Raw genomic sequence first — 26,093 nt, 5'->3', positions numbered from 1 at the left:
TTAAAACATTTGAAGAGGTGAATGATCTTGAAAAAACTCATCTGTCTCGCTGCTGTCATGCTCTTTTTTTCCTTTGCAAGTTATGCGTATGCAGGATCAATTGGGGATGAGCCTGGGACACCAGGGAAGTGGTTTAAAGGAGAAGAGCCGGTTCAAAAAGACGAGTCAAAACCGCCGCTTGTTTTTGTTCACGGCATTAACAGCTCCTCCTCCACATGGTTCGACCGAAACGACATGGCAAAGCAAGCTGTTCTGAACGGATACGAAAGCGCATTCATAGATTTGTATCCAGATCAGGATACGAAAAAGAATGGCAAACTATTAGCAGAAAAGTTAAAAGAAATCTATGATGTGTTCGGTCGAAAACTCATTGTGATTGGTCATAGTAAAGGCGGGGTGGATACACAATCCGCACTCGTGTATCACAATGCCCATCCATATGTAGAGAAGGTCATCACACTCGGCTCCCCTCATTACGGGACGCCGCTGGCAGATTTAGCGTATAGCAAGGGCGGAAGCTGGCTCGCGGAAATTCTTGGACAAAAAAGCGACGCGCTCTATTCTTTGCAAACGGGGCTCATGGCGGCTTTTCGAAGTGAAACCGACAAGCTGGAGAAGTTTCCTCATAAATACATCACGTATTCGGGATCGGAATGGGGAACATTTGGCGGGGTGCTGTACTTAGGAGGCATGTATTTAAAGAGCTTTGGCGCAAACGATGGCGCCGTCACGGTAAGCAGCACAAGACTATCATATGCAAACAATATTTTAACAGGGAAATGGGATCACAACTCAATTAAAAACGGCACAAGCATGTTCCCTGTGTTTCAGCATCAGCTGCTGGCAAATGCCGCAAGCGCTGAAAAAGAAAATATAGAGAGCCCGAACTCTACTGAGCTGAATACAGATATTTATGTGAAAGGCGGTGAAAGTGAAAAGGAGAAAACAGAAGCGTTCTATGTAGAGGAAGGAACGAATGGCTTATCGATTCATTGGTTAAATGAAAGACAGGAGACGCGGCCAGAAATCATCGCCCCAAATGGAGACGTCTTAACAAATCTGAAGACATCGGAAGCATCTTTCCCATATGAAGGCGCATATACGCACCATGTGCAAATCAATAAACCCGTTCCTGGAAAATGGACGATTCGATCAAATTCAGGAAAAAAGGCTCCTTATTTGCTGCTCGTATCCTTTGATTCACCATTAAATGAAGAAATCAAAGCAGAGGCAGCGAAATCAGGGGATGATGCATCGACCCATTCAAGCGGTCTGATTAAACGGTTAAGCAAGAAAGTAGAAACCTTTTACTTTAAGGATGCCCAAAAAGATCATCCTCTCAAGACAACTGCTTCATCAGCTGATCAATTGAAAAAAGAAGGTGCTTATTCTGTCACGGTTCATTACACCGGACTCACTGCATCAGGTACATCTGCATTTAACCGTACCGTTATTCGCACATTGTATGTCGATCAGGATGGAAATATTCATGGAGACGTTCCATACTAAACAGAACGTTTCATGGGCTGAAGTGCCTGCTGCACTTTCTGATCCAATTCCGTGATTTTTTTCATTGCAAGTGATTCGTCTATTTGTCTGTAATGGTGATGTCCGCCAGGCTCTTCATCCATTTCATCTGCTTTCTTGACGATTTGCTGAAGTGTGTCCTTATGAAGGTCGCCCTCTGGCAAATATGAATCTGTATGAAGCAGAATCGCAAGCGCAATATCTTTGGCTGCCTTTGGTTCCTCACCAAGGCGTATGAGCAGTTTGTGAGCCCGCTCTGCGCCTTTAATGGCATGAATATCATTCCGTCTATATGTCTCGTAATCCCATTCTCCGCCAGCTGTATACCATTCATAGTGGCCGATGTCATGCAAGAGAGCTGCTTTCACAGCGAGATCTGGATTAATACCAGCCTGCACCGCCAGTTTGAATGCGTGATAAGCACAAGCAATCGCATGGGCTTTTCCTGAACGATTTAAATATTTTTGAGCGACTGGATGGGTGTAAACATCCATTAATGTAACCTTTCTCATGGAAACCCCTCCTTATCTATATTTTTAGCATCCTAACATATTCTGAAAAGAAACTCAAATGTTCTGTTATATTTTCTATGAGTCTCAAGAATAGCTTATGTCAAATGAGCTGTTTTTGCTTGTACAATACGAAAAAAGCAGTCGCTATGACTGCTTTTTTTCTCCTTTTCAGCGTGATATGAAAACCCTTGAAGTCTAGGAAGGCCGAGTACTGGCGCGGAGCGAATTTGAGATTCGTGAGCACCGGCACGCAGGCCTGACACCGAATGCGAGGGTTTGTCTTCACGCTGCAGCCGTCGTTATGACTGCTATTTCCCATACTCACGTGCATCGTAGACACATCCGCCAGCTGGATCACCCGCTAAAAGATCGAGCAAAATACGTGCGACTTCATCTGGGCTCTTTAACGTGCCTGTTTCATATAATTGCTGAAAACGGTCTATTTGTTCAAAGTCTTGTTTTGATGATTTCCGAATTTCCCCCTGCATATCTGTATCGATCGTGCCGGGTGAAAAGGAAAACGTGTTGATCGGATGCGCCTCGTCCTGTTGTTCCTCATGAAAAGTCCTCATAAACATATCGAGTCCTGCCTTTGAACTGCAATACGCACTCCAGCCTTTGTATGGGTTTTTCGCCGCTCCAGAAGAGAGATGAACGATCGTTTTCTTTCCGTTAAATGATTGAGTCTGCTTGGCAAACACATGGCTGAGCAAAACAGGAATGACAAGATTCAGCTTGTAATGCTGATGAAGTGTATCCTGTCCGCCTTGTCCAACGCGCTTGATAGGTGTGACCATTCCTGCATTGTTGACAAGTAAGATGTCATCAGCATCTGCCAGAGTTTGCGGCGTGAGACTATGTTGAAGCCATTTGGCCGCTGCTTCTTCATCTGTCAGATCAACCTGGGTATGTGTGAGCTTCGGATGGGATATCGGCGATACACTTCTTGCTGCCGTGTACACATGATCCCCGCGTGAAAGCAGCCTGTTCACAAGTGCTAAGCCAAAACCTTTTGATCCGCCTGTAACGATTGAAATTCGAATGACAATCTCCTCCCTTGATATCACTATTTTACGTAGTGAAACGGTATGACAGCAAGCAATCTGCATAAAGAAAAGCCTGCCTCTATTAAAAGAGACAGACTATTTCTTTTCAGCCTTCACATTCACCTTTGGAATCAGAATGATCATCACAACGAGACCAAGGGCTATCAAGAAACCAAAGATCATCGGAAGCAGTGCCGATGTCTGCTTCTCATGTTCATCCTCAGAAGGTGCTGATACAGCCGAATCACTAAAAGAGATATTCATCTCTTTCATCATACGAGCTGGTGTTTTGGGCGGGTTCTCCTTTAGATCACTAAATAACTGCGGAGAAAGAGATCCCCCCCGGGCTTTAGGCGGTTTAGCAAAATGAATGTCTGTTTTGATTGTTGATGTCGTTTTGCTTTGTTCGTATTTCGTTTGATCCCTCAATATACTCGAGTTAATATTGAGTTCCTTTTCCTGATATTCATTCGGCTTGACATTCGTATCCGTATCTTCACCAGCAGCGAAAGCAGCAGGGATGAGGAGAAAAAGGGAAACGGCAGCGAGTGCCGTCCCTTTCACGAATAGATTAAGCTTCATGAGTCACATCACGTTCCTCTGTTTTATCTTTCCATAGCTTTTTCACAAGCGGTACGACCATGAAAAGAACAGTTAAAATCACTAACCCTGTGACGCCCATTCCAAAGGTGTCTCCATTTCCATATTGAATCGACAGGTACACGTCTGTCACTGGATTGGTAAAGTGGAAATTCGGCATCACCAAATCAATTAACGGTGCGACAAAGAAGAAAATCAGCGCTGTTGCTGCCATCCACCCGGCAATAGAACCGAATAGGAAAGCCGTGCGAATAAAGGCAGAGCACGCCACTAATAACAAAATGGTGAAGATCGACCATTGAATGGCTTGATCATCTGCAAGTTTGTAAATGTTCAGTCCAAACAAGCTGATCATGAGTCCGACTAATAGATTCAAGATGCCAAACAGCGCACCTTTGACCAGCATCGGAGCTGACGCATAATACGAGCTGAAAAAGCCAATTAACAAACTGCTGATCATCACAATGACCAAAATGACGACCGGCGGTACGGTCTGCGTTTTTTCTTCCGGCACATCGCCGCTGATTTTCAGCGGATTGGCTAAATGGTTATACACATAGTTACTGTTGCCTTGATCACTTAATGTATTTCCTAAAATACCCTTTAAATCTTGCTGAACAAGCTTTGTAGAGTCGACATTCTTGCTCCAGTTTTCATTCAGCGTATCTGCTTTTTCTTGAACTGTTGTGACACTCTCTTCAATGTTATTCGTATAATCCGCCACCCCTTTTTGGCGGTCGGTTAACGAACTCATATTTTCAGAAAGACGAAGCACTTCCTGACCAATTGAATCCTGTGCACTGACAACAATTGAACTGCCTGCAAGGTCTGCTGTATACACCGCATCTCCTTGATCAGCCATTTGCTCAGCTACATTGTCCGCACTTTCAGAAATTGTCTGTAATTCCTGTTCCATACTTGCCTGCTGAGTCGTAATGTACTCCGCATAACCATCTGAAAACTTCTGCATCTCATCAATAAAAGTAGACACATCATCGTTTGATGTCAGCATCTGGTTTTTGAGCTTATCCCAGTTTTCTGTTTCTTCTTTTTTGATGGAGAGGATGGATTGGATATTCTCTTCTTTTGCGTCATATAGAGAAGAGTTATTAGATGGTTGATAGACATTTGCGATCATCAGCTCTAGCTGAGAGAGTTGATTTGAATAGTCCATTAATTTTTTAGTTCTTGTTGATTTTGTTTCGAACTTTTTCTCAAAAAGATGATCACTAAAGGCATTACTAATCGGTGAGTTCCTGCGCTTCAGCTCTTTTACTTTGCTTACAATGGATGATTCTTGATTTTTGATTTCATTCGGAATGACGTTATATCGATCTTGTAACCGTAGGATAGTCTTTTCAAGCTTTTCTACTTTTTTCGTAAGGGTCTCAAGCTCTTTACTCATCTGACTCACTTTGTCTTTTAATTCGTCGTTATGAGCGTCCGCTTTTTCTTGTATTTTCTTTTTCACTTCATCTAAGCGAGTTGAGAGTGCTTTTAGGTCATCCTGCGATGTATTCGTGCTCCCGGTATCTGGCTGAGCAGGATCATCACCTGTATTATCATCATTGTTATCTCCAGTAGGCGGTGTCTCCTGATCTGCTAATTGATCCGCAAGATCGTTCATTTCTGTTGAAATTTGTGAGAGCTCATTTGTTTCTTCATCTAGGTTAATCCCAATCTCTTCTGGGTTTTCATTATCTTGATCTGATGGTCCGTCTTCATCAGAGTCAGCTGGCGGTTCAGGCTCGTCCATTAACTCTTGCCTTTTTGCCAATAGCTTTGTCTGCAAGTCTGATATTTTATTTCGATAATCTTCTAAGTAACGATCTTCATAGTTTTTAATCAGTTCCTTCTGAGACGCTATTACAAGTTCCGTTAACCCCGTGGATTGCTTAGGAATAACGTCTTCTCTCGCCTTTTGAACAGATTGGATGGCGCTGTCCGTTGTTTTCAGCTGACTTTGTACCCCGTTGATGTCTGTTTTGAGTCCGCCCATTTGATCACTAAAGCTGCGGGCATTTTGGTTTTGAATGTCAGCGAGTTGTTTGAGCCCTTGCTGGATTTGCTTTTGGCTTGCTGATTGCGCTTTGATCAAGAGATCCTTTTGTTTATCTTGATACTGCTGGTATTGATCGACTACTTTCACAAAGTCCTTTAATTGGTTCTTTGCTTCTTCTGTTGTACTCAAGCCGTCTTTATATTGTTTCTGTGAATCGGCCATCGCATTTTTTAATTCTTCTATTTGTTTCTTCTGCTGCTGGACGGCATCTGATAGTTTGTTTGAGTTCGGTTTATAGAAGTTGTACATCGTGTTTTGGAATTCAACTTCTTTGCCGACAATATGCTCAAATTCTTCTCTCACATTGCCAATTTCCTGTGATACAAAACTCCAGTATAGCGTCGACATCTGTTCATTCATTTTCTTTTGCGCATTTTCCAGCTCTCTCTGCACTTTCTCTTTATTGACTGCATTGAGCTGATCTTGAATCGAAAATTGGATGGACGCCTTTTCAGGATGGTCTTTATCATAGCTCAGCACATTTTTAGAGAAATCAGACGGAATATAAAGGACAGCGTCATATTTTCTGTTTTTCAGTCCATTTTCCGCCGCACTGCGATTCACTACAGTCCATGTATAATCAGGACGTTCTGACAATGCTGCCACAACATCCTGTCCGAAACGAGCCGTGTTTTCACTTTCGCTCGCTCCCATATCCTCATTGACCACTGCAATATTTCGCGTGGCATTCTTCTTCTGTTTTGCCGGGTCATCTCCAATCAGGTGGAAAAATAAAACCGGCAGCACAAGAATCAATATCATGGTGGATACGATTTTGATGGAGCTTTTTTGCTGCTCTGTCATTGAACACTCTTCCTTTCTACCGCACATAAAGGAACCTGGATTTTCTTCTCTTTTCCGTTTTCAACCAAATACCCGAAGCCTGGCTGAATCTCTGGTTCTTGTCTTGCATACGGAAGCGGTATGATGTTTTGCTCTGATTTTTTCATGAGTAACATAGCATGACGAACTTGTTTGATTTCGTTTGTGAGTGCATCATAGCCCTTACTAAACTCGGTATGATTCCCTGATGCAATCAGGCTGAAGCCTAAGTGTGCATATGACTTCATGAAATCAGCCAATTGATCTTGAAGACGCGGATCGATCGTCTGCTGAAAACGCGTAATGCCATCAATCACAAGCACAATTTGAGGAAATGACAGCTGATCGGTCTCCCCTTGGCGCACAGCTTCGACATACATTTCTTCCCGCACCTTGAATATGCGGTCCATTTCTTCTGCCCATTCGGTGATATCATCTTTTGTTTCAAGGGAATCAATGTTCTCTTCTTTTGCATAATGGGATAGACCTCGATCAATTGAATCAAAGACAGCCAGCTTTTCAGGCTTTGCCACTAAAAGCTGATCGAGCATCAGTTTTGTCACATTTGTTTTCCCGCGCTGCGTTTGACCGATAATGAGGCAATGTTTATTCTTTTTCAAGTCAAAATAAACAGGTGCCACAGATTCCTCATCTAATCCGACTGGAATGTCATAAGGCGGTTTTTGTTCATCTAAACGACTCTCAAGCTCCCAAACTGTCAGCTTATCAGGAAGCATTGGCACAGGCTTTGGTTTTTCGGATGGTTCAAAGCGGTCATGAAGAATCTGTATCTCTTGTTTCAAATGCTCAAACAATTCGAGATCGTTCTCTCCTTCAACTGGCAGAAACATTTGCGCAAAATAAAGCTCTTCTTTGTTAATAATGACTCGTCCTGGGATCGGCTCTAAGCTGAATTTCGGTCTGCCAATAATCGAGTACGCCTCTCCTTGATCCATTAAGTAATGGACAATCTTTGTTTTCAGATTGTTCATCAGCGATTGACGCACTGCATTTACCCGGGTTGCTGTAATCAAGAAGTATATACCTAGTGATTGTCCGTCACGGCTCAGCTGAATAAATTCAGATTCGAGATCATGCATTTCGTCTTTGACAATGTCAAAGTTGTCAATCACGATAAAAATGAACGGAAGCTTTTTCTCATTTAAGGCGTTGTACATTTTGATATGACTCATTTCTTGCTGTCTGAATAAGCGCTTGCGATATTCAACCTCTTCCCGCAGACGCTTCATTGATTTTTGAATCTTTCTCATCTGATCCATTAAGAAATAATCCGCCGTATGCGGCAGTTTAGCTAACGGAAGCAATGTTCCGTTTCCGAAATCATAAATATATGCGTGCCATTCTTCAGGTGAATACCTCTCCGCAAAGCTCATCAGCAGTGTTGTGGCAGCAAGTGATTTGCCGTAGCCGGAGGAACCGAAGATGCCAATGTTCCCATCTTCCATCATTTGATAAGAAAGTGGATGCTGGCTTTGCTGATCTGGTTCATCGACAAGCGCAAAATGGAAGACATGCTCTTCACTCGACGCATAACGTGTTTTTGGAATACGTTCCTCAAGCGGTGGAAGCCATGGACTTGGCAGCTTCTCAATTCCAAGCTCTTGCTGCATACGTTCAATTTCATCCACAACAGCGGAAATCTCCGTCACTGTCTCTTTTTTCACTGCTGGCTCTGTGCTTACCCCTGATAACGGAATAAGACCAGTATCTGTCACAATGGCAATGTCATCTTCTGAGCCGTAGCCATCTTCCATATATGGTGCACCGCTCCAAGCCGATTGGAACAATTCATAAATTTCATTGTTGCCCACTTGTAAATAACCGCGGCCTGTGACGGTAATGGACGCTGCATCACTATTTTTCAAAATTTCCTTACTGTCTGACGCATCTTGTACTTTTAGTGCGACCTTAAAACGGGAGTTACTCCAAATCTGATCATCAATGACCCCGCCTGGCTTTTGGGTAGCCAAAATGAGATGGACCCCGAGGCTTCGGCCAATACGTGCAGCGCTGACAAGCTCCCTAATAAAGTCTGGCTCTTCACTTTTTAATTCAGCAAACTCATCAGAGATTAAGAACAAGTGAGGCATTGCCTGCTCAGCCTTTTTCTCCTTGTAAAGCTTCGTATAATCATTGATGTGATTCACATGATACTGATCAAACAGCCGCTGTCTTTTCTTCAATTCACTTTTAATTGAGGCAAGCGCTCTTTCACTAAAGTTCTTGCTGCCTTCAATATTGGTGATCGTTCCAAGTAAATGAGGAATATTTCGAAACGGCTGCGCCATTCCGCCGCCTTTATAGTCAATCAACAGAAAAGCAACTTCATGCGGGTGAAAATGTACAGCGAGCGATAAAATATACGTCTGTAAAAATTCACTTTTCCCTGATCCCGTTGTTCCCGCCAACAGTCCGTGCGGGCCATGTGCTTTTTCATGCAGGTTCAGATCGACAATGTCGTTTTTCCCTTTATAACCAATTGGAACTGATAATGATTTGGCCGTTTCTGAAGTCAGCCATTTTTCACGAATGCCAATGTCATCTACCTGTTTGGCATGGAAAAGATCAAGGAATGAGACCGTCTCAGGAATCGAATTGGTCATACCGACTTGATGATCTAATGTTCTCAGTGTTCTGGCAAACAGTTCATTGTCCCCGCGCTGATGTGTATCAAGCTGAAACGGAATTCGTACTGCCTTCTTGTGCTGAATGAGAATATCTCCTTCTTCTTCGTTAATATAACGGACAAGCGTCGAAATATTTTCAGCTAAGCTTTCCTTTGTTTCTGCTGCAAAGATGATGGAGATACCAAGATCTGTCCGGCTGCCTTCTAGGTATTCTAAAATCACATGCTCGGCAATGAGCTCATGATTTGTCACGATGAACACAAAATGAGGCGTAAAATTTTTCTTCTCTTTTTCTTCTTCTAAATCACGCTCGCGTAAAATTTCATAAATAGAGGACAACAGCTGATCGCGTGTTTGTTCGTTGTAAATAAACCCTTTGCCATATGTATGAGGCAGCTGGAAGTGCGGAAGCCATTTCATCCATTCCCAATTCTCATACTCCTGCTCATGAAAGATAAAGACAAATCTCAAATCGTGATAGCTGTGCGAGAAAGCAAGCTGTCCAACTAGCTGATGAAGCTCATTTTTCACAATCGCAGGCTTCCCTATTAATCCTGTTGGACCATCCGCAAGACCGAATGTAATCGGGACATTCTTCACTTCACGATATACTTTTTGCATGTGCTGCGTTTGTTCCATTAAGTCATCAACATCTCGATTGGCCATATCGCCGCCGCTCATCGATAATTCATAGCTTGATGGGACTGCGCCTGTTCCAAGACGCAGGTGCAAGAAGTCGTCACTCACAAGCGTCTTTTCCCAAATGCGTCCGCTGATTTCTGATGTTAAATACTTCATTTGTTCAAATGACGGATAATGATACGTCAAAATATATTGCTGGCGGTCATACAGCTCCTGCAGCTCTTTTCGTTTATTTTCTAAATAAAGAGAATAGACACGCTGCCGCTTCTCTTCTCGTCTTTTGCGCTGTGATTTTTCCTTAAAGTATTGAACGGACGATGTAATTAACGTCATGATAAACATCGCCATTGACACGATAATAAAGATTCCACGCGGCTGGATAAGGGCAACAATCCCCATCACAAGGAGCATCACAAGCGGCGGAAGGACAACAAGCCAAAGCCCTCTGCTATTATTTTCACTCTCCTGCGAAGGAAAGCTAAAGGATACCCGGTCATCTGGCAAATCATAAATCAAACGCGGTGTACGTCTGTATGAAGGGTATTTTTGTTTTGTTTCTGTACTTGGCGGTCTTGTTTTTTCCAAACGTGTATGAAAGGGTTCGTATGCTGTCACCTGTAATAAATCATCATCTTTAAATGTCACCGTCAGAAAGTTCCAGAACAGCTCATCTCCTGCATAAATCTTCTCTGGACCGTGGATTTTCTTTCCGTTCACGTAAATCGTCTCGTCCTGAGGCATGACATACCATGTTCCTTCGATTTTCTCTAAAGTGAACTGGCTGGCATCTTGAAACATGGAATGAGCTTGTTCTTTCCACACATCAATCTCATCTTTCTCTTCACGTGAAAAAGACAGCTCCACTCTATTTCCTAGGTAATAAATATGTTGATCATGATGTGCATCCATTAAAATAAGTGTGAGTGAACCAAGCTGATATGGTTCATGTGGAAGTAATTTGCCTTTCTTCTCATCTCCCTGATAAATAGTAAAACCATCATTCGGTTCATCAGGAGATAAACGAATGACCCCTTCATCAAACGAAAGTGAAGGGATTGTCACTGTATGCTCTATTTCAGGTCCAATCAGAGCTTCTCGATTGAACTGTTCATCTAAACGGACAGTTTGATAATCCTCCTCATAAAAAACCCAAAGAAGACTCAAACGCTCCACCTCCTCATGGGACAGCACCAACTGTCAGTTGTATCGAAAGAATTATTTTTTCTCATCTTTTTTCGTCTGAGAGGTTTTCTTTTTCGCTTCAGATTCTTTCTCTTTTTTCTCTTGATCGGCTTTTGACTGCTCTTTTTGTTCAGCTGTTTCATCTGTTTGGCTTGCGTCTGAGGAGTCACTTGTGCTTGTCTCGGTTGTTTCTTTTTCTTCATATTTCGCCATTTCCTTAATGATCGGATCTAGCTGTTTTTGTTTTTCTTCAGCAGAAAGGCTGTCATCGTTTTGAATTTCATTGCGATAGGCGACGAGTGCCGTAAATATGTACCTGTCGTCTCCAAGCACCCGTGCAATATCAAGTGCTTCCTTGCTATTGCCTTGTCCAATATGAATCCAGAATAGGAAGTATTGCGGATCTGTCTGTAATGTGTACGTTTCTGTGATTTCTTTTTTATGCTGATCAAGCAACAAACTGCCTTGGTTCGTTTGTACATACGAAATGGCCAGTTCATATTGAAGAGAGACTGGCATTTGATTGGCTGGATACTTCTCTAACGTATCCACCACTTGACTGTACTGCTTGTTGAGATAATATTTGTTTGCCTCGACGTATGCTTCTTGTTTTGGCATGGCAAAAAAGAAGGTGTAAATGGTGTACACCAATGCAGGGATTAACAGGACAAGTAGACCTAGTCCAATGTATCGCTCGATCTTCCATTTCTTTTTAGGAATGGTTAAGAGCGTTTTTTCTTTCGCATCGATTGCTTTGATCTTTTGCTCAATCAAAGTTGACAATTCTTCCAGCGACTTCGTTTCACTAATTTCTTTTGCCAGCTCAGATAATTTCAACGTTTCATTGTAAGCCACATATTCTTGAAATTGATATTCATGGTCAACCACTCGAAGAACGACAGCCTTGACCTCTTTTAACAGGCGATGCTCATCGGTTTCATATGGCGGGATGCTTTCTTTGACTCCATAATGCAAAAATGCAGGAGCTAAGCCTTGATGAAAAACAATGTTTTCAGGAGAAACAATAGGATGCAGCCGCTTCACGTCGTGTGTAAGAACTGCATCGACAAGCTGGTATGAAAAAATCCATTTGCTTTTTTCATCCTTTGCATGGATGAAACGAAATTCCTGATAGGCAGGAGGCGGTTGTATAGAAATGATGACCTCATCTTCAGTTAATTGAATCTCTTTCTGAAATGAAGGATTGATGTCTTTGATCGGTGCCGCTTCTAAACCGTCTAAGAGTTTAATCGTCTCTTTTTGAAAAATAAAGGTATAGGTGCCTCCCTCTTTTTTCATGACTGCTTCTAATTGTTCTTCTAAATAGGAACTCTTTTTATCTGCCATTTACAAAAGTCCTTTCATAGTATTTCCAGCCTGTCTCCTGTGGTAATTCCACAGTCTGACAGCTTATATTCGCCTGAAAACACAGCTTTCTTATTGACTACCCGCACCCATCCGCCTTCTCGCTTTGGAAGTGAGATTTGTTTTGCCTGCCAGGCGATATGGATGACTTGTTTAATATGTAAATAATTTGATAGTCTCAAATCAAACACACTGCCATCATAATTTTTTAAGTCGATGGTAATATCGATATACACAAATTTCCACCTCACAAAATAGAAAGAGCGCCGGCATCCATTGACAGACTCGGCGCTGTTTCTGCTTTTCACACTTAGAAAGGAAATCCCTTTGATTAGCCGCGGATTTGGCTTGCGATGTCTTGGTCAGTGCTTTCAAGTGTATTTGCCGTTTGATCAAGCTGATTGCTGACATCTGTTAATAGATCAGACATTTTGATAAATGAAGGCTTAAGCTGTTCGTATTGATCAGCAAATGCTTCACTAGAAGCACCTTCCCACATTCCTTTTAAATCAGAGATCATTCTATTTAGACGATCAACTTGGTTTAACACTTCTTGACTTTCAACACCATATTGCTTAGCGGTCGCTCTTAGTTCTTCTGGGGTTACGCGAATAATTCCTGACATATTCCTCATTACCTCCCGTGCATAGCCGCCATATAATGGGCTAATCCACTTATTTTTTGACGTTATTATTATAAAAACAGAAATGATACACAGTCAAACAAATCTGTTTTTATTTTACAAAATGAGTCTATAGAATTACTGTTTTTTCGCTTTTTATCTAGTATTTAACAGTTTTTTGGTCATATATTCATAATAAGTATCCACCTGCTTCGGTGGATCTTTCCGCCTATTGATTTTTTACTACGTTATTATTGTACTATTTCTTTTTCAACATGCTTCAACATCCATTTGCTTGCTTCTCACACTTTTTGTTTTTTTAAGTTTATGGCAGTTTTTTGTTGATTTACGTACCTCATTCTCTTCATAATGTAAGTACGTGAAATATTCGAAAAAGCAGGGGTTTTTTATGACAAAAAAGACAGATCCGTTTAAGTATAGTCTTGATCGTTTAGAGGATGTGGCAGACCAAATTAGTGATGTGCTCAATTGCCCTATTACTATAGAAGATACTCATCATCGATTATTGGCATATAGCACACACAATGATTTTACTGATCCCGCCAGAACTTCAACCATTATCTCCCGCCGGGTACCGGAAAAAGTCATTAATCGGCTTTGGAAGGACGGCATCATTCCTACACTCCTTAAAACAGACGAACCGCTTCGTGTCCCTCAAATTGCAGAGGTGGGTTTATCTAGCAGGGTCGCCATTTCGATCTGGAAGGACAAAGAAGTGCTCGGATTTATTTGGGCGATTGAATCCGCACAGCCTTTTTCAGAAGAAGAAATGGACCTTCTCAAAATGGCAGCGCATGCCGTGAAAAACAAATTACTCAATTTACAAATTCGAAAAACGAAAACAGAAGAACGTAATCAGGAGCTTTTCTGGAAGATGCTCACAGGTCATATTCATGAAAAGGATGAGATGCTTGACCTATTTTTAAGGCTTGGCATCAGATGTCCAGACACATATGCCATCATCATCTTCCGTCTTCGTGACGAACTCACAGAGGAAACAGAAAAAAAGCTGTCCTATCTGCTTGAAACAACACAGCAAGTACAGGTACTGTTAACGACTGTTGATTTTCACGAATTCATTATTCTTGTCTCACCAAAAACAGAACATCCGCTTCAAGATATTAAGCAATTCACAAGCGGCATGCTGCAGCAGCTTGCGGACCGGTATCATATTCAGCATGTTCAGGCAGCAATTGGAGGAATTTACGATAACATCTCTCAAATTCAGCCTTCCTATAAAGAAGCACTGGCTGTATTAAAGACGAAAGAACGCTTTCCAGTTGAAACAGAACGTTTAAACAGCTTTTCTGAACTAGGCATTTATCAATATCTTGATGTGCTTGCTGAGAAGCGAAAGGGCTCTTCTTACTCCAGTTACTCTTTATCAAAGCTGGAGGATTACGACCTGAGGCATCATTCCAACCTTGTCGAAACCCTTGAGCGGTTTATTGACTGTGACAGCAATGCCAATATTGCCGCAAAGCAATTAAACATCCACATCAATACCTTAAATTATCGATTAAAACGGATTACAGACATCGCAGAAATTGATTTAAAAAACATGAATGAGAAAATGACCATCTACCTTGATATGAAACTAAAAAACGTCCATTTGTGAAATTTCACAAAGAGGCGTTTTTTTATTTTTTATTTCAACCGAAGAATTTTCTAAACTTTCCGGATACACTAGACATACAATATCAATAGATAAGCATAGGAGGAATAAACATGATCATCGGCATTCCGAAAGAAATTAAGAACAATGAAAACCGAGTGGCTTTAACACCAGGAGCAGCTTCTCAATTGCTTTCAGCTGGACATCAGATTTTAATTGAAACAAACGCTGGTTTTGGAAGCGGATTCACTGATGACGATTATGTATCTGTTGGTGCAGAGATTCTTGATCAGGCGAAAGATGTATGGGCATCTTCTGATATGATCATGAAAGTAAAAGAACCATTACCTGAGGAATATCCTTATTTCAGAGAAGGACTCATCTTATTTACGTACCTGCATCTAGCCGCAGAGCCCTCCTTGGCTGAAGCATTAAAACAAAAAGGCGTTACAGCCATTGCTTACGAAACAGTAACGGACGGAAAAACACTCCCTCTTCTCACACCAATGTCTGAAGTAGCAGGCAGAATGGCCGCTCAAATTGGGGCTCAATTTTTAGAAAAGCCAAAAGGCGGAAAGGGTATTTTACTTGCAGGTGTACCAGGGGTATCAAGAGGAAAGGTCACCATTATTGGGGGCGGTGTTGTTGGAACAAACGCAGCGAAAATGGCGATCGGACTTGGCGCAGATGTCACCCTGATTGATGTAAACGCAGAACGCCTGCGTCAGCTGGACGACCAATTTGGCCATCAAATGAAAACGTTAATGTCCAATCCTGTCAACATTGCAGATTCAGTCAGTGAGGCAGACCTTCTTATTTGTGCTGTGCTGATTCCTGGTGCCAAAGCACCAACGCTTGTGACAGAAGAAATGGTGAAACAAATGAAGCCTGGTTCTGTCATTGTGGATGTAGCGATTGATCAAGGCGGCATTGTCGAAACCATTGATCATATCACAACCCATGATCAGCCTACTTATGAAAAACACGGCATTTTACATTATGCTGTCGCCAACATGCCAGGTGCCGTTCCGCGGACATCAACTGTTGCGTTAACGAACGTCACTGTTCCATATGCGCTGCAAATTGCGAATAAAGGTGCTGCAAAAGCTATTAGAGAAAACAATGCCATCGCAGAAGGTGTCAATGTGATGAACGGACATATCACGTACGAAGCGGTCGCTCGTGATCTCGGCTATGATTACGTACCTGTCAGCAAAGCCAGCGATGCCTCTTTTATGACCGAAGCTTAATCAGCTACCCGCCCTATTGATGGGCGGGTTTTATTGTTAACCTAAAATAAAAACAAGTTGACAAAAATCCTTCTTCCCCTTAATCTATTTGTACAGATAAGACAGGGGGAAACATCATGCAAAAGAAGACAAGAACTGCTGACTTTGTGCTAGTGGGAATGTTTGCTGCACTCATGGCTATCGGAGCCAATATCACATCCATTGTGCCATTTTTACAGGTCAGCGGAATTCCACTTACGATGCAGCCGTTTTTTTTGTGTGCTTGCTGGTCTCTTACTCGGCAGACGGCTTGGCGCATTAGCTATGATTGTCTATGCCTTGGTTGGAATTGCTGGTGCACCTGTATTCGCCCAGTTCTCTGCGGGCTTTGGGGTCATTTTAGGGAAAAGCGGCGGCTTTGTACTATCGTACATCCCTGCTGCCTGGCTTGCTGGATTCATTCTAGAGAAAAGAAAAAATCCTGGCTTTGGTCGCTTTTTGCTTGCAGCCATTGCTGGTACGACCGTGATGTATGTGATCGGAACCACCTATACATACCTCGCATTAAATGTATGGCTCAATGCACCGATTTCCTATCAAACCACATGGTTCTTTATGATCTGGTTTATGGTAAAAGACTACGCATTGACTATATTACTTGCGATGCTGGCACCTAAAATTTATCGCTCTGTTTCCAAAGCCACATCCTTTCGAAAACAAGAAGCTGTATCATAGAAAAAAGAGCCTGTCTTCATTCAGGCTCTTTTTTCATCATTACTCAGCGTATTGATCTATGATTTCTTCTAGCATTCCTTCAAGCACTTCTACATCTTCAAGATCTGATGGACTGAAGCGGTAGCGTACAAGCTGTTCTCCATCATTATACATCTCCTCAAGCCAGCCTCTCAGGCCTCTTGCTCTACGGTCGACTTCGAAAACAATGTCTAATCCGCCTTCATCTATCAGAAAAATCAGCTCTAACTCATCAAGCATATAGCGATAGTAGTCTGATGTCGGAATGAACTCGAATTCTTGGACGAATGGCAGGCGCCGCTGAAAGTAAGGTGCTTGCTCACAGTCTGCTTCGTTCAGGTGAAAACCTAGATTTCTAGTGGCTTCCAGCACATTTTTCACCCAAGGATGTGCTTCAACGAAAATACGGTCATAGTCAGATTTATCGATTCCACCTTGGATATCAAGGTCTGTCATTACTGCAATTTCTACTTTTCCGATCGTCATCGGGGTATCGATAGGAAGAATAAATGAAAACGGAAATTCATGCTTTTCTCCAGGCTGGATGGTAAAAGAATCCGTCACCCTTAAAGTATAGATGTTCGCATATTTTCTATGCTCTTCATCATCTTTCACAATCACATACTGTGTTTCAATCTTGACATTGATATAGCGGATGTCCTGAGCGACTTTCCCGCCCTTTACATGAACAGTTCCCGTTACTTCTTGTCCTGGATAATAAGCGTTTTTCTCTAAAATGGTATCTACTTTTGCCGCACCAATTCCTGCACTTGCCGCTAGCTTTTTAAAAAATGACATGTCCCATCTTCCCCTTTTCATTTTTATCAGCATATATACGTAAGATAGAGGAAGAAAGATTCATTTAATTCATACTTTTGTCCTAATTATTTTTTCATCTACGAACAACAAAAAAGCTTATAGAAAAAACATCATGGTTTTCTCTACAAGCTTTTCATTTTACAGAATAATCGCCGCCAGCCAGCCGAACAGAACAAGCGGAATATTATAATAGATAAAAGTCGGGACACAAGTTCCCCAAATGTGGTGATGCTGTCCATCCATATTCAATCCAGATGTTGGTCCAAGCGTACTGTCACTTGCAGGTGAACCTGCATCTCCAACAGCCGCAGCAGAGCCAATAATGGCAATAGTAGCCATTGGACTAAATCCTAAGTGTAAGCAAAGTGGAACAAAAATGGTTGTAATAATTGGAATCGTAGCAAATGATGATCCGATCCCCATTGTCACAACCAGGCCAACGAGCAGCATTAAAATCGCCGCAAGACTCTGGCTGTTTCCGATAAATTGGGAAGATGCTTTGACAAGAGATTCAATGTCTCCTGTTTTTGTTAAAACGTTGGCAAACCCAGCCGCAACAAGCATGACAAAACCGATAAAGGCCATCATATTCATTCCAGATGTAATCAGTTCATCTGCTTCATCGCGTTTCATCATTCCAGTCACAAACAAGACAAGCAGTCCTGAGAGTGCACCGAAGATCATTCCTTCCACACCAAGGCTTTGCGATAAATAAAGCTGGACAATCAACGAAACGAGAATAGCAAGACCGGCAAAGAATAAGCTTTTTTTCGTATAAGCCGATTTTTCTACATCTGTAATTTCACGATCCTCATATACTCTCGGCTTTCGATACACAAAAATGGAAACGATCAATCCAAGAACCATACCCGCAACAGGAATCAGCATGGCATATGGAATATCTGCTAAGTTTACGGTCAGACCCGCTTCCTTCATATTGTCACGAAGCATTCCGTGGAAAATCTGTCCAAAACCGACTGGAAGTAATATATATGGTGCAGTGAGTCCGAAGGTCATGACACACGCTAGCAGTCTGCGGTCAATCTGAAGCTCGTTAAACACCTTTAATAACGGCGGAATTAAGACTGGGATAAAGGCAATATGAACAGGAACGACGTTCTGTGAAAAACAAGACACGATCAAAATGACAAGAACGATGAGCACTTTTGATAGTGTTTTCCGTCTTGAATCGCCTTCTTTTCCTAGAAGCTTCACTGCTCCTTCAACCATAGCATCTGGCAGACCTGTTTTCGTCAGTGCCGCAGCAAATGCTCCTAATAACGCATAACTAATCGCCACTGTTGCATTTCCTCCGAGTCCGTCCGTAAAGGCGTCCACTGTTCCTCCCAAGCCTAATCCACCTGCAAGTCCGCCAGCTAAAGCGCCTATTGCCAGCGCAATCACGACATTGACCCGCAGCAAGCTTAATATCAACATTAAAACAACCGCTAAAACAACTGCATTCATGGTGAAACCCCCGAAATCCTTTAGTTTACTAATGTAGTAGATAATTAAAGTACCAACGTATGTTACCATAGAAAAAAAACTTCGTCAAATGGCGTATGTCCTACATAAAAAAGCTCTGCCACTTGGCAGAGCCCAGCGTGTAGACAAACCCTCGCATTCTTTGTCAGTCCTGCGTGCTGGTGCTCACGAATGTCAAATTCGCTCCGCTCCAGTACTCGTCCTTCCTAGACTTCAAAGGTTTTCTATCACGCTGAAAAGAAAAAGACAAAGAGCTAAAATAAAGTTCATTTTAGCTCTTTGTCAACAATCTGAAGCCCTGCCACTTGGCAGAGCCTTCTCCTTTATTTTGTTCCTTCAAATCGTTCCACAAATGTTGCGAGTGATCTCACCATCACACCTGTTGCCCCTGTTGGTCCAAAGCATGAAGGTTTTTCTGTTGTTGCAGTTCCTGCAATATCTAAGTGAACCCAAGGCGTCTCCTCTGCGAATTCGCCAATGAAAGCACCTGCCATGATCGCATGACCATCACGGCCTGGTGAGTTATTGAGATCCGCCATTTTGCTGTTTCGTACTCGTTTCTTATCTTTTTCCGTGATTGGCAGCTGCCAGATCATTTCACCGCATTCTTCTGATGCTTCTTTAAACTGAGCGTACAGCTCATCGTTATTGGTCATCGCGCCTGTTGTCTCATTTCCAAGCGCCACAATGACACCGCCTGTTAATGTGGCCACATCTACAAGGACAGAGGCACCATGCTGCTTCGCATATGTCACCCCATCTGCTAAAACAAGACGGCCTTCTGCATCCGTATTGAGCACTTCGATTGTTTTACCGCTTAGTGACACAATCACGTCGTCTGGCTTCATAGCGTCTGCCGAGATCATATTATCGGTTGAGGCGATGACCGCAATGACATTTTGCTCTGGGCGAAGTTCGCCGATGATTTCCATTGCGCCTAGAACAGAGGCTGAGCCGCCCATATCTGTTTTCATGCCAACCATACTCGCTCTTGGCTTTAAAGAATAGCCGCCGGTATCATACGTGATGCCTTTACCGACAAGGCCGATGACGTCTGTCCATTCTTCCTTGCCTTGATATTTCAATACGATGAGTTTTGGCGGTTCTGTTGAGCCTCTATTGACGGCTAAAATACCGCCCATTCCGAGCTCTTCCATTTGTTCTTTATCTAAAATTTCAATCTCAAATTCATATTTATATGCAAGCTCTGCCGCATACGAAGCCAGATCAGAGGATGTGAGCATGTTCGGCGGCATATTCACAAGGGTACGGGCCGAATTGACTGACTGTCCGTACACTTCGCCGACTTTCAAACTCGCCTGAATTTCAGCTTGATCATGCTCTGTCGTTGCATAAACAAACTCGATAAAACGATCCGGTTCATTTGTTTTATGTTTAAAATCCTGTAATTCATATGTAGCTAAAAGGCAGCTTTCAGAAAGGGCATGGGCTGCATCTTGAGCAGGCAGATCCTTTCCAATAAACGTATCCAGCAAGACAGAAACCGCTTGCTTTTTATCTTGATGAAGCTTTTTGAATAAATGGGCAAACACTTCTTTTGCCTCTTCAAACGTGTAATCTGATTCCTTCCCAAGCCCGACAAAATAAATGCGTTTGATGCCTGTTTCAGGGGATGGGAAAAATTTCGAAAGCTGATTTCGTTTGGATGAAATGTCGCCTTCTTTTAATAATTCAGTGATTCTTCCTTCGAGTAATTCATCCATTTCTTTTGCTTTTCCTGATAATTGACTCTTTTGAAAAAGTCCGATCGCCAGTGTATCTTTATGCTGCAATTCATTTGTCGAGAAAAACATATTTATCACACGCTCCTTAATGAACTCCATTTTTCACATTGGAACTTCTATTATATCAAAATTTGCGTGCCTATACGATCATTGCCAGTCTGTCTTCACTTGATGAACATTTATATTTTCACACGCGGAAGGGCATCATGAAAAAGCGGCGAAAACCTGAGCAGCCTGTCCTTATTCTCCTCGTTCCACATCTACTTTCTTTAATGTTATAATGAACATGGACTTGGCAGCTTTTTTACTGCTATCATTTTTTCATCATACTAGGATTTTTAGTCCACCATTTCGCACGATATTTTTTCTTAAAGAGAGGATGTTTCTTGTTCATGAGCGTACTGACGAATTTTCCGCTGCTTGCCAGCCTTGCAGCCATCTTTTTTGCTCAATTTGTAAAAGTACCGATTCAATTTATCATTTCTAGACGACTAGATTGGTCGCTCATTACAAGCACAGGCGGAATGCCAAGTTCACACTCCGCAGCAGTAACAGCACTCTCAACAGCAGTGGCTTTAGAGCACGGGCTAGATACATCTATCTTTGCCATTTCCGCCATCTTTGCCATTATTACGATGTTTGATGCGACAGGCGTTCGCAGACAGGCAGGAGAACAGGCGACTGTTCTCAACAAGCTTGTAACAGATTTTAACCGATTTGTTTCCGAAGCAAAGAATTTCCCGAATGCGGAAGAAAAAGAAAAGCAAAAGAAATTAAAAGAGCTTCTTGGTCATAAGCCGATTGAAGTCTTCTTCGGCGGCTTAACAGGGATCTTGCTGACACTCATCTTAGATTATTACTTCATGTAGAAGCGAAAAAGCTTTGGACCTTAAACGGCCCAAAGCTTTTTTATTCTTTATTGGCTTGAAACTGCTGACGGAATACCTGCATCGATTCTGCTTCATTAAGCTGATTTAAGTCTTTTTCCGTTAACGTCCCTTCACCCTTTTTGATGATATACACATCGAGCACTTTTTTACCCCATTCTCTATACACATCATCTACGGTTTCATAGTATAAATCAAGCTTATGACCTTTAATGGCTTTCCCGGTATCTGCAACCACACCGTAGCCATAGTTTGGGATAAACAGCACCGTTCCAATCGGAAAAACAGATGGGTCGGCTGCCACTGTTGAGTATAAATCACGTTTCACTTTGACGCCTGAATATGTAATGCCATATGCATGATGTTCCTTCGTTTTGCCTGTTGATTCCACACCTGCTGTATAGCCGGTTGCCACAACTTTCTGCTTCGGGTAATCGTTCCAATTAAAGGCTTCTTCGAGAGAAACAGCCCGCGAATCTTCACTTTTGAGTGCGATCGTTTCCCTTTTTTGCTGCTGAAAAAAAGAAGATACTTGCTTGCCCGCATCGGTTTTTTTCACCCAAACAGCTAAATCACTTGGTTCGACTCCAGATATGCCCGTAAAGCTTGTCAAAAGTGCAAGCATGAATAGGGCGGTCATGAACAATCGTTTCATCCATGTTTTCATCTCTATTTGTCACTCCTCTACCCATCTATTTGTTTCCAAACAAAATGGAAACTATGCAAAGGAGAAACAAAAAAACCCACTTGCGTGTCCACAAGTGAGTTAAAACATTTGATACCCTCTTTTTCGAAGTGCATTAATGACAAAACCTGATGTGATTGCACCGATCAGGCCGCTTAATAAGATGATGATATCTGCCGCAGCGAGTGAGACAATCCGGTCTCCTATTCCTGAAAAAGCAGTGCCAGGCTCTCTTACATAAGCGATCATCTTTTGATTGTTAATAATGAAAAGGCATACAATTGGATATAAAATAGCCATAATCCATGACATTCTCAGCAGCATATTGAGCAAAAAGCCAATGCCGAAGAATAACACGAAAAATAAAATAACTGAAATGATAACGACTGGTAAACTGATCACTTCATCTCCACCCCCAAATATCCCATCATTAGTTTAACTTGGAAATAGAGATGAAGTCAATCAATGGAAAAAGCAGATCGATTAACGCTTCTTTCCTGTCCCTTTACATTCCTCACACGTTTCAGATCCGCCGAGCAATAGCTGAAAATACCCTTTTCCTGAACAATATTGACAGGTTGATGTTTTTTCCTTTGTTTGTGCATTCATATTGCTCACTCCTTAATCTAAATTTTCTGATAATTTATCATAACATATTTTACTGCCGATGACCAAGTGAGAAAATATACCACCACAACTTATAAAAAAACGTGTATCACGAGGATACACGTTTTTGTCTATGATGGTTTAGAAGAACTTGAATTTTCCTTTTTTCAGAACAAGTCCTGGTCCGCCAACCATGAATAAAGAACGGTTGTCGATGATTTTCTTCATTGCAGAAGCTTTTGTTCCTTGAAGTTTTTTACCAAACGCAACACCTACAGCGTCGTGTTCACCAAGAGAAGCAACTGTTCCTTTGATGTCTGGCTTAAAGCTTTCAAGAGAACCGCCTTTTACTAGTGCTGCAAGGTTTTTCGCCACTGTTTCACCTTGCTGCATAGCGATTTGTGCAGTTGGTGGGTATGGACGGTTGATTTCTTCATTGATAATCAATGAACAGTCACCAATGATGAAGACATCATCATTTTCTGGTACACGAAGATCTGGAGAAACTTTTACGCGGCCGCGCATGTTTTCAAAACCAGCTTCTTCAACGATTGGGTTACCGCGTACACCTGCAGCCCAAACAACAGTTGCAGCTTTGATTTCTTCTGTATCATCGTCTTTTCCAACAATGATCCCCTCAGGCGTACATTCTTTGATCGCTGTACCGATTTTGAACTCAACACCTTTACCTTGAAGGTAGTTCATCGCATAGTCGATCAATTCTGGATCGAATCCAGGAAGAGCTGTTGGCGCAGCTTCTACACAGATGATACGCACGTCTTTTTGATCAATGTCATACTCTTTGCAAAGCTCAGGCACACGGTTTCCAAGCTCACCAAGGAACTCAATACCTGTGAAGCCTGCACCGCCGACAACGATCGTCAAACGCTCTGGACGTTTTTCAGCATCCGTATTATACGTCGCAAATTGAAGCTCAATGTGCTCACGAAGCTGACGAGCAGAGTTGATGTTAGAGATTGAGAATGCGTATTCTTTCAGTCCTGCAATACCAAATGTTTCAGGAACAGCACCAAGTGCAACAACAAGGTAGTCATAAGAAAGTTCGCCATCTGATGTCACAACTTTCTTCGCTTCCTTATCAATGCTTTCAACTGTTGCTTGTACAAAGTTGACACGGGAACTGTTAATCACATCTTTGATTTGATAACGACAGCGGTCATGATGAAGAGTACCTGCACTTGCTTCATGAAGCCATGTTGTTTCGTAATGATAATTATGCTTGTTCACAAGAGTAATGTCCGCATCATTTGTGCCAAGCTGTTTTGTTAATCTTGTTACAGTCATTAATCCGCCATAACCTGCACCTAATACAACGATTTTCGGTTTATTCACTGGAATCACATCCACCTTTTTTAAATTTGCTGTAAAACGGATAAAGAATTACATATCGTTATTCTCAACCGCTTTGCGGCATTTTATGAAATTTAAACAAAAAAATAAGTATGTGAAAATCTGAACTTTCACCTACATAAAACGAAAGCATTTGACCGTATCCGACAAAAATTCATAAAAAATTAATATTTAGTTCCCTTAACAATAATAGCGAGTTCTGCTCCAATTTTCAAGGCTTTAAACTGAAAATCCTTATGATAAACGGTCTTTCTCACTTTTTCCTCCTTTTCAAAGCTTCGGCATCAAAAAACGACAAGTTTTTCAAAACAAGTCAAACGACGATATGTGGTATGATATGATATAGTGATAACAATTTTCATTTGGGAGGATTAAAGGAATGCAAGAAGATTCTAAGGTATATGACATTACCGTTATCGGGGGCGGCCCAGTTGGATTGTTTACTGCGTTTTACGGAGGCATGAGACAGGCAAGTGTGAAAATCATTGAAAGCCTTCCTCAGCTCGGCGGTCAACTATCCGCTCTTTACCCTGAAAAATATATTTATGATGTGGCTGGATTTCCAAAAATCCGCGCACAAGAATTAGTTGATAACTTAAAGGAACAAATGGATAAATTTGATCAAACCATTTGCTTAGAGCAGGCAGTTGAAACGGTTGAAAAGCAAGCAGATGGGATCTTTAAACTTGTGACAAATCAAGAGATTCATTATTCTAAAACAATCATCATCACAGCTGGTAACGGTGCATTCCAACCGAGAAAGCTTGAACTTGATTCAGCAGAATCATTTGAAGGAAGCAACTTGCATTACTTCATTAATGACTTGAACCAATTTGCCGGCAGACGTGTTGCCGTTCTTGGGGGCGGAGACTCTGCGGTGGACTGGGCACTTATGCTTGAACCAATCGCAAAAGAAGTATCCATTATTCACCGCCGCGATAAATTCCGCGCACATGAGCACAGTGTAGAAAACCTGCACAACTCGAAAGTCAATGTACTGACACCATTTGTACCAACTGAGCTCATTGGTGAAGACCGCATTGAACAAATCGTGCTCGAAGAAGTCAAAGGCGACAAAAAACAAGTGCTTGATGTGGACGACGTGATCGTCAACTTCGGTTTTGTTTCCTCCCTTGGACCAATCAAACAATGGGGCCTTGAAATCGAAAAGAACTCCATCGTGGTGAAATCTACAATGGAAACAAACATTGAAGGCTTCTATGCGGCAGGAGACATCTGTACGTATGAAGGAAAAGTCAAATTGATTGCAAGCGGATTTGGTGAAGCACCAACTGCTGTCAACAATGCGAAAGCTTACATGGACCCGAAAGCCCGTGTACAGCCTCTCCATTCCACAAGCTTATTTGAAAACAAATAAGATCGGATCAAAAAAGGAGTTCCCACTCGTGGAACTCCTTTTTCGTTTATTTAAAAACCCCAATATAGGCATTTGCCATTCCAAGCACCATTGCAGCAAGCAGCACCACAACAATTCCTGCCACAACCAAAATCACCCGATCCTTCACACGTTCCTTTTTCGGAAGCGGCTTCTCAATCCCGCAAGATGGACACGTTTTGGAACGATACGGAATCAGTTCATGACAGTTCCTGCAATTGATTTGTTCACTCAAACCTCAGCAACCTCTTTTCTGACTACAGTTTATGTTTGGTTCTCATGATACTCTTTTCGAATGGAAATAGCCAGTTGTTCGGGCCAGCTGTAACAAAATTGAGCGATTTGCGAAAAAAACATAACTCCTTGAATTCGCTGCTTCAAACAAGATCAACAATGATATAAATTTTTAAAAAGATGATTGACCCTAACGCAACGTCATATTTTATAGTGGAT

At 42.0% G+C, this 26,093-nt stretch carries 21 protein-coding genes and 1 pseudogene; 6 read left to right on the top strand and 16 right to left on the bottom strand.

The genetic code is table 11. From position 1 onward, the window contains the following. The first annotated feature begins 21 nt into the window (after window positions 1–21). Window positions 22–1,509 (top strand): esterase/lipase family protein, encoded by a 1,488-nt coding sequence (locus M1D84_RS04175; RefSeq protein ID WP_225315509.1) that lies wholly within the window; start codon window positions 22–24, stop codon window positions 1,507–1,509. On the opposite strand, the gene M1D84_RS04170 is transcribed toward M1D84_RS04175, so the two are convergent. The 8 genes from M1D84_RS04170 to M1D84_RS04135 all read right to left on the bottom strand — a co-directional run bounded on the left by M1D84_RS04170 (window position 1,506) and on the right by M1D84_RS04135 (window position 13,031). Then, complete coding sequence (locus tag M1D84_RS04170) at window positions 1,506–2,039, bottom strand: HD domain-containing protein (RefSeq protein WP_024423336.1); 534 nt, start codon at window positions 2,037–2,039, stop codon at window positions 1,506–1,508. The two genes, M1D84_RS04175 and M1D84_RS04170, sit on opposite strands and share 4 nt — an antisense overlap. A 308-nt stretch (window positions 2,040–2,347) precedes the next feature. Then, on the bottom strand, window positions 2,348–3,082 hold the full coding sequence (locus tag M1D84_RS04165) for a (S)-benzoin forming benzil reductase (protein ID WP_029706264.1): 735 nt from the start codon (window positions 3,080–3,082) through the stop codon (window positions 2,348–2,350). 99 nt (window positions 3,083–3,181) lie between these two features. Then, window positions 3,182–3,667 (bottom strand): type VII secretion protein EssA, encoded by a 486-nt coding sequence (gene essA / locus M1D84_RS04160; RefSeq protein WP_411209799.1) that lies wholly within the window; start codon window positions 3,665–3,667, stop codon window positions 3,182–3,184. Continuing rightward, complete coding sequence (esaA, locus tag M1D84_RS04155) at window positions 3,657–6,551, bottom strand: type VII secretion protein EsaA (protein WP_332284802.1); 2,895 nt, start codon at window positions 6,549–6,551, stop codon at window positions 3,657–3,659. The genes essA and esaA overlap by 11 nt, the downstream gene beginning before the upstream one ends. Next, entirely contained in the window at window positions 6,548–11,023 is a 4,476-nt protein-coding gene (essC, locus tag M1D84_RS04150) for a type VII secretion protein EssC (RefSeq protein ID WP_458106421.1), read from the bottom strand. The genes esaA and essC overlap by 4 nt, the downstream gene beginning before the upstream one ends. A 51-nt stretch (window positions 11,024–11,074) precedes the next feature. Continuing rightward, window positions 11,075–12,388, bottom strand: a complete 1,314-nt coding sequence (gene essB, locus M1D84_RS04145; RefSeq protein ID WP_185853809.1) for a type VII secretion protein EssB — start codon at window positions 12,386–12,388, stop codon at window positions 11,075–11,077. A gap of 14 nt (window positions 12,389–12,402) precedes the next feature. Next, entirely contained in the window at window positions 12,403–12,642 is a 240-nt protein-coding gene (locus tag M1D84_RS04140; protein ID WP_003213579.1) for an EsaB/YukD family protein, read from the bottom strand. 95 nt (window positions 12,643–12,737) lie between these two features. Beyond that, entirely contained in the window at window positions 12,738–13,031 is a 294-nt protein-coding gene (locus M1D84_RS04135) for a WXG100 family type VII secretion target (RefSeq protein ID WP_003213769.1), read from the bottom strand. 406 nt (window positions 13,032–13,437) lie between these two features. Between M1D84_RS04135 and M1D84_RS04130 the strand changes: the two genes are divergently transcribed. The 3 genes and pseudogenes from M1D84_RS04130 to M1D84_RS04120 all read left to right on the top strand — a co-directional run bounded on the left by M1D84_RS04130 (window position 13,438) and on the right by M1D84_RS04120 (window position 16,628). Beyond that, window positions 13,438–14,667 (top strand): PucR family transcriptional regulator, encoded by a 1,230-nt coding sequence (locus tag M1D84_RS04130; RefSeq protein WP_024423341.1) that lies wholly within the window; start codon window positions 13,438–13,440, stop codon window positions 14,665–14,667. A gap of 110 nt (window positions 14,668–14,777) precedes the next feature. After that, complete coding sequence (gene ald, locus M1D84_RS04125; protein ID WP_044335655.1) at window positions 14,778–15,914, top strand: alanine dehydrogenase; 1,137 nt, start codon at window positions 14,778–14,780, stop codon at window positions 15,912–15,914. Window positions 15,915–16,030: 116 nt separating this feature from the next. Beyond that, a pseudogene (locus tag M1D84_RS04120) lies at window positions 16,031–16,628 on the top strand (biotin transporter BioY). 39 nt (window positions 16,629–16,667) lie between these two features. Here M1D84_RS04120 and M1D84_RS04115 read toward each other — a convergent pair. The 3 genes from M1D84_RS04115 to M1D84_RS04105 all read right to left on the bottom strand — a co-directional run bounded on the left by M1D84_RS04115 (window position 16,668) and on the right by M1D84_RS04105 (window position 20,764). Further along, window positions 16,668–17,444 (bottom strand): sporulation protein, encoded by a 777-nt coding sequence (locus M1D84_RS04115; RefSeq protein WP_103131562.1) that lies wholly within the window; start codon window positions 17,442–17,444, stop codon window positions 16,668–16,670. Window positions 17,445–17,603: 159 nt separating this feature from the next. Continuing rightward, on the bottom strand, window positions 17,604–18,932 hold the full coding sequence (locus M1D84_RS04110) for a Na+/H+ antiporter family protein (protein ID WP_254965678.1): 1,329 nt from the start codon (window positions 18,930–18,932) through the stop codon (window positions 17,604–17,606). Between the two features lie 341 nt (window positions 18,933–19,273). Continuing rightward, a complete protein-coding gene (locus M1D84_RS04105; protein WP_024423346.1) occupies window positions 19,274–20,764 on the bottom strand; it encodes a leucyl aminopeptidase in 1,491 nt (496 codons plus the stop codon). A 323-nt stretch (window positions 20,765–21,087) separates the two neighbouring features. On the opposite strand from M1D84_RS04105, the gene M1D84_RS04100 reads away from it, so the two are divergent. Then, on the top strand, window positions 21,088–21,564 hold the full coding sequence (locus tag M1D84_RS04100) for a divergent PAP2 family protein (protein ID WP_024423347.1): 477 nt from the start codon (window positions 21,088–21,090) through the stop codon (window positions 21,562–21,564). A gap of 40 nt (window positions 21,565–21,604) precedes the next feature. Here the strand turns inward: M1D84_RS04100 and M1D84_RS04095 are convergent, their stop codons facing one another. The 4 genes from M1D84_RS04095 to M1D84_RS04080 all read right to left on the bottom strand — a co-directional run bounded on the left by M1D84_RS04095 (window position 21,605) and on the right by M1D84_RS04080 (window position 24,232). Next, window positions 21,605–22,249 (bottom strand): 3D domain-containing protein, encoded by a 645-nt coding sequence (locus M1D84_RS04095; protein WP_024423348.1) that lies wholly within the window; start codon window positions 22,247–22,249, stop codon window positions 21,605–21,607. A 99-nt stretch (window positions 22,250–22,348) separates the two neighbouring features. Beyond that, window positions 22,349–22,669, bottom strand: coding sequence for a YuiB family protein (locus M1D84_RS04090; RefSeq protein WP_024423349.1), 321 nt, complete (start codon window positions 22,667–22,669; stop codon window positions 22,349–22,351). Between the two features lie 81 nt (window positions 22,670–22,750). After that, window positions 22,751–22,876 (bottom strand): YuiA family protein, encoded by a 126-nt coding sequence (locus M1D84_RS04085; RefSeq protein WP_157840088.1) that lies wholly within the window; start codon window positions 22,874–22,876, stop codon window positions 22,751–22,753. A gap of 138 nt (window positions 22,877–23,014) precedes the next feature. Next, window positions 23,015–24,232, bottom strand: a complete 1,218-nt coding sequence (locus M1D84_RS04080; RefSeq protein WP_024423350.1) for an NAD(P)/FAD-dependent oxidoreductase — start codon at window positions 24,230–24,232, stop codon at window positions 23,015–23,017. A gap of 391 nt (window positions 24,233–24,623) precedes the next feature. On the opposite strand from M1D84_RS04080, the gene yumC reads away from it, so the two are divergent. After that, window positions 24,624–25,622, top strand: coding sequence for a ferredoxin--NADP reductase 2 (gene yumC, locus M1D84_RS04075; RefSeq protein ID WP_024423351.1), 999 nt, complete (start codon window positions 24,624–24,626; stop codon window positions 25,620–25,622). Window positions 25,623–25,668: 46 nt separating this feature from the next. On the opposite strand, the gene M1D84_RS04070 is transcribed toward yumC, so the two are convergent. Next, window positions 25,669–25,875, bottom strand: coding sequence for a hypothetical protein (locus tag M1D84_RS04070; protein WP_024423352.1), 207 nt, complete (start codon window positions 25,873–25,875; stop codon window positions 25,669–25,671). Window positions 25,876–26,093 lie beyond the last annotated feature (218 nt).

The organism is Bacillus sp. PK5-006 (assembly GCF_054161415.1).
Note: the sequence above shows the minus strand (reverse complement) of the source record. Positions and strands in the feature narration are given on the sequence as shown.